7 protein-coding genes and 1 pseudogene are annotated in these 13030 nt (G+C 67.3%); 2 read left to right on the forward strand and 6 right to left on the reverse strand.

Annotation, left to right across the window (positions count from 1 at the left end; translation table 11 throughout):
- Positions 1–11 precede the first annotated feature (11 nt).
- Together WIX39_RS27080 and WIX39_RS27085 are read left to right on the forward strand one after the other, a co-directional pair.
- A complete protein-coding gene (locus tag WIX39_RS27080; protein WP_159053690.1) occupies positions 12–2033 on the forward strand; it encodes a TadG family pilus assembly protein in 2022 nt (673 codons plus the stop codon).
- A 16-nt stretch (positions 2034–2049) separates the two neighbouring features.
- Positions 2050–3474: a sigma 54-interacting transcriptional regulator gene (locus tag WIX39_RS27085; protein WP_106936830.1), complete on the forward strand. Its 1425-nt coding sequence runs from the start codon at positions 2050–2052 to the stop codon at positions 3472–3474.
- Positions 3475–3499: 25 nt separating this feature from the next.
- Here WIX39_RS27085 and WIX39_RS27090 read toward each other — a convergent pair whose 3' ends face one another.
- The 6 genes and pseudogenes from WIX39_RS27090 to WIX39_RS27115 all read right to left on the reverse strand — a co-directional run.
- Positions 3500–5062 carry a TolC family protein gene (locus WIX39_RS27090; RefSeq protein WP_409196301.1) on the reverse strand — a complete coding sequence of 521 codons (1563 nt, stop codon included), beginning with the start codon at positions 5060–5062 and terminating at the stop codon, positions 3500–3502.
- A gap of 11 nt (positions 5063–5073) precedes the next feature.
- A complete protein-coding gene (locus tag WIX39_RS27095) occupies positions 5074–6390 on the reverse strand; it encodes an HlyD family type I secretion periplasmic adaptor subunit (protein ID WP_081270811.1) in 1317 nt (438 codons plus the stop codon).
- A gap of 28 nt (positions 6391–6418) precedes the next feature.
- The gene (locus WIX39_RS27100) at positions 6419–8236 is read right to left on the reverse strand and encodes a peptidase domain-containing ABC transporter (RefSeq protein WP_081270810.1); all 1818 of its coding nucleotides are present in this window, start codon (positions 8234–8236) and stop codon (positions 6419–6421) included.
- A gap of 369 nt (positions 8237–8605) precedes the next feature.
- Entirely contained in the window at positions 8606–11704 is a 3099-nt protein-coding gene (locus WIX39_RS27105) for a glutamate ligase domain-containing protein (RefSeq protein ID WP_409196302.1), read from the reverse strand.
- A gap of 106 nt (positions 11705–11810) precedes the next feature.
- Positions 11811–12314, reverse strand: coding sequence for a peptidoglycan-associated lipoprotein Pal (gene pal, locus WIX39_RS27110; protein ID WP_106936825.1), 504 nt, complete (start codon positions 12312–12314; stop codon positions 11811–11813).
- Between the two features lie 84 nt (positions 12315–12398).
- Positions 12399–13030, reverse strand: a pseudogene (locus tag WIX39_RS27115) (hypothetical protein); the annotation flags it as partial.

Here is a 13030-nt window from a genome sequence, read left to right on the forward strand (position 1 = left end):
AAGGGCCAGGAATGAACACGAGCCCGACTACCCCAAGCCTGCGTGGCGTTTCCTCTTCGTTTCGGCGCAGCAGGTCTGCAGGCTCCATTCTCGTAAATACCGCGATCGCGCTGAGCTTGATCATCATCACGTTGATCGGCACCGAACTTGGCTACATGTTCTACGTGAAGCGCGAGCTGCAAAAGACGGCGGACCTGGCCGCCCTTGCAGGCGCCCAGGGGCTAGGGGTAAACAACTGCACAACGGCTACGACGGCCGCCATAGCCAATGCGGCGCAGAACATGCCCATCGGTCTTTCTCCACTCGGGTCCGACAGCGTCGTGTGCGGACGGTGGGACCCTGTGCTCAAGCCTGTGGCACCCCACTTCGGCACACCGGACAGCGGCCAGAAATTCAATGCGGTGCGAGTCACCATCAGCAGAACGCCTCCGCTTCTGATGCCTGGAATTCCAGGAAACCAAACGAGACTGATCACTGCAGACGCGGTGGCCGCCCAACAAACCCCAAAAGCCAATCTGACAATTCGTTCCACGCTGCTGACAGTCGATTCAACGAAGTCGCCGCTGCTCAATGCGGTTTTCGGTGGACTGCTGGGAGGCACCCTCAACGTCACCGCCGCTGGCTGGAACGGTCTCCTCAATACGAACGTCAAGTTGCTGACCTATATCGACCAGCTGGGAGTGAACCTGGGAATTGGCGTCGGAAAATATGACCAAGTGCTGGGCACGAACGTGTCTGTGGGGACGTTGGTCCAAGCCATGATCGATGCCTTGCAGCAGAGCGGGAACACGGCGCAGGTCGTGCTCGATGCGCTCAACCTGCTCAAGCTCACCGCCAATGCGGCAGCTGCGCAACCGTTGCTGAAACTCGGCGACCTGCTAGGTGTACAAACCGGCACGGATGCGGCTGGTCTGAATACCAACATTCAGCTTTTCCAACTGCTTGAAGGCGTAGTGCAGGCTGCGAACGGCAAGAACGGCGTGGTAGCCACCGTGGCACTCCCTATACCAGGGCTGGCTTCGGTGACCACGAACGTAAAAGTCATCGAGCCGCCGCAGGTATCGGCCACAGGCAACCCCGCCTTGGCCAAACTGAACCCTACCGGGCCGGACCAAATCTATGTCCGTACGGCTCAGGTTCGGGCATTGATCTCGATAGATCTTCCGGCCCTGAATGGCATCACCGATCTCGTCAACGCGTTGACGACGGCACTCTCGCCAGTCACGGATCTCTTGAACAACCTGCTGAGTCTGAATCTCTTCACGGGCCTGCAGAACATCCTGGGATGCACTTTGGGTTGCACTCGAAATGTCACCGACATCAAAATTCTTCCTTCGCCGGTTCGGTTGGATATAAGCCTGGATGCAGGCGGTGGAGCGTCGCGGGTTACCGACTACAGCTGCACCGCCAACGCGACTTCTCTTACGTCCCAAACAACGACATCCGTGGCGACCCTGCGTGTTGGCAGCCTCGGGGCAACGGCGGCTCTTGCAAAAGCAAATGCGTTTTCATCGAGTGCGTTGCCAACTGTCAACGCTGTGCCCGTCATAGACATCGGTTCTCAAAGCTGCCAGCTCGGGCTGCTTGGTCTCGGAGTTGTGAGTTGCGATGCCTCCACGCGCAAGCCTTACTACGGTGGTGGGCTCGGACTGAAGGCTGATGTACCTGTCGCTGCCTCCACGCAATCTCAATTCTTCGCGAATCCCCCTACGCTGGATCAAGCGCCCGCCTATCTGGCAATCGCGACACAAAACATCGTCAACAGCCTGAGCGATACGCTGAAAGCACTCAATCTCCTGATCGCGATTCCGCCCACGGCTCCCGGAGGGGGACTGCCCAACGTTCTTACCGGACTGACAAACACACTGAGTGGCGTCATCAACCTGTTGATGGGGATCATCTCGGGCGTGCTTTCACCGTTGCTTGACCCCTTGGTAAATACTTTGCTGAGCAATGTGCTTGGCGCTAATCTCGCCCAGACAGAAGTGGGTGCCCGACTGACTTGTTCCAGTGGCGCTCAGCTTGTCTACTGAATTTCGCATTACCTAGATGAGCTCTCCCGCCAACTTCGACGAACTCGACCTCTTTGTCTGGGAGGGCAAAGCCGACATCCTCGACCGCATCGCGCGTTGCATGGCGAGCTTCGACGTGGAGGTGATCCGGGCTGACGGGATGCCGCCGCCCGCACCCGAACGCGGGGTGGCGCTGCGCCCCTCGGTCGCGATCATCAGCGTCACCGTCATCGACGGCGGCGGGCTGGCGCATGCGACGGAGCTGCTGCAGGGCATGCCGGTGATCTGGGTCGCGGCGGGGTCGCGCGAGCGGGACTCGCGCACCTATCCGCCCGAGTACCTGCACGTGCTGCCCTACGACTTCACCTGCGCCGAGCTGCGCACGATGGTCGCGAAGCTGGTGCGGCAGTTGCGCGCGCGCGAGGTGGCGCCGCAGGCGCCCGACGTGCTGGTGGCGCACTCCGACGCGATGAAGTCGCTGCTGGCCGAGGTGAACGCCTTCGCCGATTGCGACCACAGCGTGCTGGTGCGCGGCGAAACCGGCGTGGGCAAGGAGCGCATCGCGCAGCAGTTGCATCTTGGGCATCAGCATTACAGCAAGGGCGCTTTCGTGGCGGTGAACTGCGGCGCGATTCCCGACGGTCTTTTCGAGTCGCTGTTCTTCGGCCACACGAAGGGCTCCTTCACCGGCGCGGTGCATGCGCACCGCGGCTATTTCGAGCAGGCCACGGGCGGCACGCTTTTCCTCGACGAAATCGGCGACCTGCCGCGCTACCAGCAGGTCAAGCTGCTGCGCGTGCTCGAGGACAACGCGGTGACGCGGCTCGGGGCGACGTCGCCGATCCGCGTCGACTTCCGCCTGGTGGCGGCGACGAACCGCAACCTGCGCGAGATGGTGGCGAGCGGCGAGTTCCGCGCCGACCTTTTCTACCGCCTTGCGGTGATCGAGCTTCATGTGCCCAGCCTCGAGGAACGCGGCGAGGTCGACAAGATCGCGATCTTCAAGGCGCTGCTGAGCAACGTGCTGGGCGATGAGCTGGAGACGCTCGGCGAAACGCCGCACTGGCTGAGCGACGCGGTGGCCGAGACCTACTTCCCGGGCAATGTTCGCCAGTTGCGCAATCTTGCGGAGCGCGTGGGCGTGATCGCGCGGCAGCTGCACAGCTGGGACCAGAACCTGATCCAGCGCGCGATTGCGCTGACGCGCGGCACGCCGACACCGACGATCTCGGCGGACCGCAACGGCGCGGGTGGTGGCGGCGGGATCGGACTCGACGGCAGCAGCGACCGCAAGGGCTGGAACAGCAGCGAGCGCAACCGCATCATCGCGGCGCTCGAGGTCAACGACTGGAAGCGCCAGGACACGGCGCAGCACCTGGGCATCAGCCGCAAGGTGCTGTGGGAGAAGATGCGCAAGTACCAGATCCTCGACGGCGAACCGGGCATTCCCGAAGACGCCTGACCGGTGCCCCCGACAGCGCCGACGCTCAGGGGATCGACAGCCGCGGAGCCTTGCGCAGCGACGAGCCCGCGCCTCCGGGGCCCGCGGCGCGCTCGACCACCGGCTCGCTCGCGCAGGCGGTGTTGCTCGAGATGCACAGCGCGGCCAGCAGGCCGTCCTCGGTCAGGGCAGGCCGGCTCGGCGCGCCGAAGAGCCGGTCGATCCAGTTGTTCGTGCCCGCGGGGTCGATGCGCAGTTCGCCGGTCGTGCGCGCCAGGCGCAGCTCCGAGATGCGCAGGTCGAACACGCCGTCGACGTAATCGAACAGCAGCGTGTAGTAGTCGAGTTGCGCGTCGAGCACCTTGGGCAGGGTCTCGCGGCCGAATTCCATGAGGCGGCGGCGGCCGCGGAAGGCCTGGCCCGATGTGCTCACGGCTTCCATCAGTTGCCGCTCGCGCTCGCGGCCCGATACAGTGCGCGCCCATGAGGCGGAGGTGAGTTCGAACAGGTTGAGCTTCACGCCGTCAAGCTTGGCCTCCTGGTTCGCGACTTCGGCGAGCGCGGACTTCAGCCGCAACTGCCGGTCGAAGCCGTTGCCGAAGTTCCAGTTGAGCTCGAAGGCCGCGCGCGTCGGGTCCTGCGGCGACACGCCCCGCGGATCGCGGCTCTTCACCACCACGGCGTCGAGGGTCGGGTAGAGGCTCGCGTCCTGCTGGTCGGCCAGCGCGCGCGCGCGTTCGATGCGGCCCTGGGCTTCGGCGATCTCGGTGCTGCGTGCCTCGGCGCGGCGCAGCGCCTCTTCCTGCGAGCCGATGCGCCATTGCGGCGGCGCGGCGAGCACGGGCAGCGACTCCACGTTGGGCGAGAACTTGAAGTAGTTGCGGAACTTGGCCATGGCCTCGTCGCGCTGGGCCTGGAAGTCGGACTCGCGCGCGGCCACGAGCGCTCGGCGCGAGGCCGCCATGTTGAGGTCGTTGTCGCCGGTCACCCCCAGTGCGACACGGCGGGCCTCGGCCTTGGAAAGTTCGGCGACCACCTCGGTGGCCTTGTGCGCGATCTGCTTCTTGAGGTCGTAGCGCTGCACCTGCAGGTAGGCGGTCAGCGCATCCAGCACGACCTTCTGCGAGGTGGTGACGACGGCCTCGTCGTCGGCCTGGTTGCCGGCTTCGGCTGCGCGCTGCGCCGCGCTCATGGCGCCGCCGTCGAGCAGGCTCATGCGGGCCTCGGCGGTGAGCACGGTGTAGCCCTCCGTCTTGGCGCCGGCCAGGCCGCTGTTGTAGTTGCCCGACGACGTGCCGATCTTGAAGCGCGGATAGCGCGCCTGCCTGGCGGCATCGACGCTGTAGCTGCTGGTGTTGGCGGCCGCCTGGGCCGTCTGCACTTCGGGGTATTCCTGCGACAGCGCGACCAGTGCCTGCTTCACCTGCTGCGCATAGCTGGCCGCGCCGAGCGATGGCGCGGACAGCCTGCGTGCGAGCACGAGCGGCGGCGGCTCCTGCAGCGCTTCCTGTTGTTGCTGTTCCTGCGCGAAGGCGGCGGGCGGCAGCGCGAAGCTGGCGCACAGCGCCGCGCACACCACGCCGGTGCCTGTGCGGCGCCGGCTGTTCAAGGGGGCGTTCCTCATGGTTCGCGGAAGGCTTCGCGCCGCAGCTTGAGCACGGGTCGCAGGATGTACCAGATGAACGGATCGGTGCCGACACGCAGGTCCACTTCCGATTCCATGCCGGCGGTGATGCGGTTCTCGTCGCGCCCCACGTGGGACTGCGACATGCTGATGAGCAGCCGGTAGTAGGGCGCGCCGTTCGAGATGGCCGGGTCGCGGTCGGCATCGGCCGCCACGAGCTTGACCTTGCCGTCGACGGCGCCGTAGCGCAAGTAGTCGTAGGCGGTGATCTTCACGCGCGCCGTCTGCCCCACTTCGATGAAGCCACGGTCGTTCGGGTTGAGCCGCGCCTCGACCATGATCTCGTCCTCGTCGGGCACCACTTCGAGAATCGACTCGCCCGGCTTCACCACCCAGCCGGGGCTGGAGTTGCGCAGGCCCTTGACGATGCCGTCCGACGGCGCCTTCACCACCGTGCGCGAACGCTGCGTGCGGGCCCGCGCGAGGTCTTCGCTCAGGCTCGCGAACTGGCGCTCGACAGTGGCCAGCTCGTCCGACGCGCGGCGGCGGAAGCGGCCCTCCGCCTCTGCCATCTTGGCCTGCGCCTCGGTGATGGCGGCGTCGGCCGAGACCACGCCCTGCCGCGCCACCGCGAGTTCGCTGCGCACGCTCTCGACCTGGCGCCGCTTCTCGAGCACCTCGACCTGGCCGACCAGCTTCTCGCTGAGCAGTTGCTCGGAAATCTCGAGTTCCTTCTGCATCAGCGCGAGCCGGTCCCCGAGGCCCTTGACCTTGGCCTGCTGCTCCAGCTTCTTGCTGCGTGCCTGCTCCAGTCCCGACACCGCGCCCGCCATGACGCCGCGCTGCTCCAGTGCGCGCGCCTGGTAGGCGCCAGTCTCGCCTTCGAACACGCCCTCGTCGATGTCCTTGGCGAAGGAATCGCGGCGCAGCGGCTGGCCCCGGCTCTCGGCCATGAGGCGCACGCGGGTGGCCTGCGTGGCCGCATAGCGCGCCGTGAGTTCTTCCAGGTTCAGGCCGCTGCCGCCCAAGTCGATCTCCACCAGCGGCTGGCCCGTCTTGACCTTGTCGCCTTCCTTCACCAGCACGCTGCTGACGATGCCGCCCTCCAGATGCTGGATGGCCTTGACGCGGTCGGAAGGAATCACACGGCCCGGGGCGACGACCACGGTCTCCATGGGAAAGCCCAGGCCGACCAGCGCCAGCACCGCCACCGCCCCGCCGATGATCCATTGCCGCCGCCGTCCCTTCGGCGACGTCTGCGCCGCGCGCCTGTCCTGTTCGTCCTGCAATATCTGCGGCAGATCTGATTTCAAAATTTGCTGCCCCCGTCGCTTGTCGTCTTCACGCCATGGAGCGGGTGGCCGCGGCCCCCGCGCTGTCTTCGCTGTCGCCCACCGCCACCAGCGGCTTCTTCACGCCGAACAGCTTGGGCACCATCACCGCCGCGGAGCCCTGCTCCACGTTGCCCTGCCCGGTCACGTGATAGACCACCGTGGCCGCGGAAACGATGCGCAGCGAGTGCGTGACCACCACCACGGTGCGCACCTTGGCCACCGCGAGCATGGTGGCGAGCAGGTTGCGCTCGCTCTGGAAGTCGAGGTCGTTGCTGGGCTCGTCGAGCACCAGCACCGACGGCTTGCGAAGGAAGCTCATGGCCAGCGCGAGCTTGCGCCGCTCGCCGACGGAGAAGCCGGTGCCGCCCTCGCCCACCACGGTGCGGTAGCCGTCGGGCAGGCGCGAGATGAAGTCATGCGCGCCGGAGAGCTTGCAGGCCGCGACGATCTGCTCGTCGCTCTGGCCCGGCGCGCCGCGCCGCATCACGTCGACCAGCGCGCCGCCGAACCAGTAGACCTCCTGCGACAGATAGCTGATCCAGCGCGACAGCTCTTCGCGGCCGAACTGCGAGAGGTCGTATTCGCCGATGCTCACGGTGCCGCGCGTGGGCGTGTACAGGCCCGACACCAGCTTCACCAGCGTCGACTTGCCCGCGCCGTTGCGCCCGACGATCACGTGCAGCCCGCCGGGGCCGATGTCGAGGTCGACGTTTTCCAGCACCGGCTGCTGCGCTGTCTCGGTGAAGCTGAAGCTCACGTCGCGCAGCGTGACGCGGCCCAGCGGCTGCGGCAGTTCCATGCCCGTGGGCGGCTTCTCGACCGGCTCGCGCAGCACGGTTTCGAGCCGCTTGGCGGCTTCCTTCGCGGTGGCCAGCGAGCGCCAGTTCGACACCAGCCCGGCCACCGGCTGCAGCGCCTTGAGCGCCAGCATGTTGGAGGCGACCAGGCCGCCCACCGTCATCCATTGCTCCATCACCGACACCGCACCCACCGTGACCACGATGACCGAGAACACGGTCAGCAGCACGGTGGTGCCGTCGCGCGCGGTTTCGATCTGGCCGTTCTTGGTGAAGCTCTCGGTGAGCCAGGCGTTGTAGGCCTGGCGCCACGTCTCGATGGTGGGACCGTCGTTGGCCTGCGTCTTCAGCGTCTCGCGCGCATGGCAGATCTCGGAGGTGATGCGGTCCAGGCCGCGGCCGCGCTGCACTTCTTCCACACGGCCGGTGCGCACTTCGTCGGCCCACCACCACGCCAGGAAAGACATGATGGCCAGGAACACGGCCACCACCGGCAGCACCGGCAACGCGACGATGCCGATCACGACCAGCGCGAAGATGGCCATGGGCAGGTCGAAGATCGATTGCGCGAGGCCGCCGGTGACGGTGCCGCGCACCGAACCCACGTCGCGGAAGTACAGCTGCCACGAGGAAGCGGGCCGCGACTCCAGCGCGCGCAGCGGGCGCGACAGCATCGAGTTCAGCAAGGCACCCGACACGCCGTGGTCGATGATGGCGCCCGCGTTGCGCAGCAGGCGCGAGCGCCGCGTGCGCAGCCAGAACTCGATGCACAGGAAGAAGAAGATGCCGCTCACCAGCGCTGCGAGCGTCGAGGTGCCGCTGCGCGACAGCACGCGGTCGTACACCTGCAGCAGGAAGATCGAAGGCAGCAGCCCGAACAGGCTGATGGGCAGCGAGCGCCACGCCGCGCCCTTGACCAGCGGATACGCCGCGCGAAACGCTTCATGCAGCGCGCCCGCATAGGGGCTGGCACCAGGTTCGTCTGGCGTGTCGGCAACCAGCTGGCTGGGCAAGAGGAACTTGATCATGGGAAAAAGCCGATCCGTCGGGCAATGACGCCTGTCTCATTATCAACTGTTACCCAGCTGTTACAAGGCAAAAATTCACTCTCGACGCGACTCAGCACACAGGCATTCGCACCTTCGACGGAATGGCTTTCACGGACTGCTCCGGTCCCGGTTGCGCGGCGCTTCCCGTAACCGCGCAACCGGCCGGACTCCCTGACCTGACAGCCTTCGCCTGATAGGGCAAACCCTCTGCGAACACCAATGCGATGTTGGCGCACAACAGCATGCAGAGCACCCAGGCGCACAGCAGCTGGAGCCAGCCCAGCCACCAGCACCGCGGTGCTGCCGCTGCCTCATGTTCGTAGGGCGAATGCAATAACGCGTTCCATCTCATGGCAATGCTTTCAAGACCCGGGCGAGCCGGGAAAGACCGATGCCCGCCGAGCTCTTGGCCAGCACCCAGTCGCCCGGCTGCACGAGGCCGCCGAGCGCGGTGGACAGGTCGGACACATCGACGAACCAGTGCGATCGCACCTTGGTGCGAATGCGCGTGTGCAGTGCCCGCATCAGCGGGCCGCACAGCAGCACGCGATCGGGCTGCGAGGCCAGCAGCTCGGCCTCCAGGTCGAGGTGATGGCGCTGCGCGGCGGGGCCGAGCTCCTGCATGTCGCCAAGGATCGCCACGCGGCGCGCCGGCTCGCAGGGGGCCTGCGACAGCATCTCCAGCGCGGCCCGCATCGAGCTCGGGTTGGCGTCGTAGGTCTCGTCGATCAGCTTGAAGCTGCCGCCGCCGATGTGAATGGTGTGCAGCGCGCCGCGCCCGCCCGGCGGCTCGAAGTGCGCAAAGGGCTCGACCGCCGCGGCCAGCGGCAGGCGCAGCGCCTGCAGCGCGGCGAGCGCGGCGATGGCGCTCGCACCCATGTGCCGGCCCGGCGCGTTGAGCCGCAGCTGGAAGGGCTCGCCCGCCACCAGCGCCTGCACCTCGCCGTGGTCGAAGGCGAGCAGGCGCACGTCGGCGTCCTTGTGCTCGCCGTAGGTCACGATCTGCAGCTGCTGCGTCATGGCCGCGTCGGCGAAGGTCGCGAACTCGGGCATGTCGCGGTTCAGCACCACGCTGTCGCCCGGGTTCATCGACTGGAAGATGCGGCTGTCCAGCCGCGCGGCCGCTTCGGAAGGGCCGCGATGCTTCTGCGACGCGGCCGACAGCCCGGTCACGACGACGAGCGAGGGCCGCACCAGCTGCGCGGATGCCGGCATCTGCGACGCGCCCATCTCCATCACCCAGTAGGCCGCGTGCCGCGGCATGCAGGTCATGTTCCAGGCGAGCCCCGAAGGCAGGCTGATGTTGCCTTCGGGCTGCGCGACCTCGCCCCACACGGTGAGCGCGCCGGCCAGCATGGCGGTGACGGTGCCGCTGCCGGCGCCGCTGCCGAGCACGCCGCACACGCGGCCGGTGAATTCGCAGCGCGCATGGTCGCCCAGCAGCAGCACGGACTGCAGCACGTTCTGCACCTTCAGCACCGGCACGCGCTTGTCCAGGTGCGGCTTGGGGTCGGTGCACAGCACCGCGGCGGCCGGCTGCAGCACACCCTTGAGCGTGACGGCCGCCAGCGGCGTCTTCGACGGGCGCGTCTGGTGGTCGAACACCACGCGGCCCTTGCGCATGAAGGAGCGTTGCGTCACGCCGCTGGCGCGCCAGCCGTCCTCGGGCTTGACGACCCACTCGCCGCTGGTGACGCGGGCCATCTCGCTCGCGGTCCAGGCCGGGCCGTCGTCGCGCGCGCCGTTGCCGGCGGGGGCACCGCCCGTACCGCTGGCGGCGGCCAGCGCCCGTCGTTCGAGCAGGTAGCGGTGATAGGCCGCGAAGCCCGACACGTACTGTTCCACGTCGTCGATGCGCACGCGGAACGAGTGGTGCCGGATGAAGAAGGACCCCACCACCGTCGACGGCCGGCGGAAGTACATCGCCATCTCGGGCCAGAAGAAGCCGTTGAGCAGGTAGTGCGCGCGGTAGTCGAGCGCGCGGTAGAACTTCTCGGTGTCCAGTTCGTCGAGCAGGTGCCGCATCGCGGGCATGCCCTCGAGCCGCTGCAGCATCTGCTGCGCGGCCAGCATGAGTTCGAGCAGCGTCGGAAACGTGGTCTTGCGGTCGAGCACGAAGTCCAGGTACCCCGCCACGTTCTGCAGGCCGAAGCGAAAGTACTTCTCCTGCGGGCTCCAGTGCGTGAGCTCGTTGACGCAGCAGCTCAGCCAGTGGTCGTGCGACTGCCATTGCTGGCCCGCGATGAAATAGTCGAAGGCCTTCTCGACCACCGCCAGCCACTGCGGGTCGCGCGTGAGGCTGTACAGGCGCATGAGGCCGTAGACCGCTTCGCCGTCGTAGTAAATGATGCGCGAGGCCTGCTTGACCGACAGGTCGGTCGCATGCAGCACGTGGTTGAAGCGGCCGGTCTCCGGGTCTTGCAGCGACGCGATGCCGAGCGCGAGCTTGTCGATGAGCGGCAGCCAGTGGCGCGTGTCCATCAGCTCGCAGTACTTCACGAGCGCGAGCACGCAGGCCGCGTTGCCGCCCAGCTTGATCTCGCCGCCGGTGTCCACCAGGAAGGCCGCGGCGCGGCCGTCGGGCAGCGTGTAGTCGCGGATCAGCCAGCTGGTCAGGTGGTCGATCGCGCGGTCGATGGCCGAGCGCAGGGTCTCGTCGCGCGTGAGCTCCCATGCCTCGAGCATGGCGTAGACCGCGCTCGCGTGGCGCATGGCGTCGTAGGTCGGAATGCGCCGGTCGAAGCACGGGAAATAGCCGTACACGAACAGCCCGTCGCTCTGCACCTGCCGCGCGAGGTAAGCCGAACCGCTGCGCACGAGGTCGAGCACCGATTGCGGGTTGAGCGCCGGCAGCTGCCGCCGGCCCGCGTCGAGCCCCGTGCCGACGAGCTTGTGCACCACGCCGTCGGGCTGGCAGAACACGCCCACCATCGCGAGCAGGTAGACCGGATGTTCGGCCGGCATGTCCAGCGGCGGCGCGCGCTCGAAGCGGGCCAGGCCGTAGACCTCGAAGTTGCGCGGGTTCACCACCGAGTGCGCGATGGTCGAATCGCCGCACAGCATGGCGTTGGCGTTGAGCTCCTGCTCGGTGAAGGCAAGCTCGAAGTCCTGGTCGAAGGCCAGGCCGAGGCGGAAGTAGTTGCGCTTGACCGCGGTGAGCTGCGTCTTGAACTGCACCCACTCCATCGGGCTCGCGCCCTCGACCCAGTCGATGCGCAGCCACGGCGACACGATGCCGCGCTCGCGCACCCAGCGCCCGACGGACTCCGAGCCCTCGCGCCATGCCGTCTCGAAGTCGGCGGCGCGCGCATGCACCACGTGGGCACGCTGCGAACCGTCGCTGACCGAGAAGAACAGCGTGAACGCCGGGTACGGGGCGGGCAATGCCGCGCACACCGACACCAGGCGTTCATGGCAGGCATGGAGCTGATCCTGGAAAGACATCATGCGGCCCCGATCGAATGCGGGAAACCGGTCGCGCCCGTCATCTGCCCATGCCTCGACGTTTGCGCGGACCGGAAACTGCCGTCGAAGTCATCGCGTGGCACCGGCTTCAGCGGTAGCTGAATTCGGCGCGGCGATTGAGCTGATAGCCCTCCTCGGTGGTTGCGAGCGACGCGGGTTTCTCCGTGCCCCAGCTGATGGCCTCAATGCGCTCGGCCGGCACGCCCAGTTGCGTGAGCGCGCGCTGCACGGCGTCGGCACGGCGCTGGCCCAGCGCCAGGTTGTATTCGCGGCCGCCGCGCTGGTCGGTGTTGCCTTCGATGACGACCCGGCTCGACGTCCGGTTGCGCATGTAGCTCGCGTGCGCCTCGACGATCTTCATGTACTCGGGCTTGATGTTGTACTTGTCGAAGTCGAAGTAGACGATCTTCGAGACGCCTGCCGGGCCGTTCTGCACCGGCGGCGGCGCAGCGGGCTCCACCCTCGGCACCGCGCTGGTGGCCTTGTTCGAGTAGTAGTAGGTCGCATCGTCGCGACCGGTCTTGGGGGCCGCGCAGCCGACCAGGATGGCTCCGAGTGCGACGATGGCCAGTATCCGGAAATTCTTTTTCATATCCAATCCTTTCGCGGGACAGGCCGGTGGCGGCCTGTCCCTGGTGCTTCCGCTCCCCACCCCTCCTTCTGCTGTTCTTGTGGATCAGCCCAACAGGCCGTGAAGGATGTTGGTCACCGGCGACAGCGCGCTGCCGGCCGGGCTGTGCTCGACCAGGCTGGTGATCGGCGTCACGACGTCGTTCACCAGCGGCGCGGCCACGTGCTCCACGGTGTTCACCACGCTGCTGACGACATCGGTCACCGGTGCGGCCGCATGCGACGAGCCCGCCAGGATGTCGGTCACCGGCGCCGTTGCGTCGGAACCCGCGTGCGTGGCGTTCGAGGCCACGGAGCTGACGGTGTCGGTCACGCTGCTGACGGCGCTCGTCGCCGGCTGCAGGATGTTGGCTACCGGGTTGCTGCCGCCCAGCAGGCCACCGAGCAGGCCGCCGACGAGGCCGTCGTTGCCCAGCAGGCTGCCGACCAGGCCGTCGTTGCCGAGGACGCCGCCGAGCGGGCCGTCCGAGCCGCTGCCGCCGCCGAGCAGACCGCCCACGAGGCCGTCGCTGCCCAGCACGCCGCCGAGCAGGCCGCCTTCGCTGCCGCCGAGGACGCCGCCCAGGACGCCGTTGTCGCCCAGCACGCCGCCGAGCAGGCCGCCTTCGCTGCCGCCGAGGACGCCGCCCAGGACGCCGTTGTCGCCCAGCACGCCGCCGAGCAGGCCGCCTTCGCTGC

Source organism: Variovorax sp. AB1(2024), from assembly GCF_037482385.2.
In the GTDB taxonomy this organism is placed as follows: domain Bacteria; phylum Pseudomonadota; class Gammaproteobacteria; order Burkholderiales; family Burkholderiaceae_C; genus Variovorax.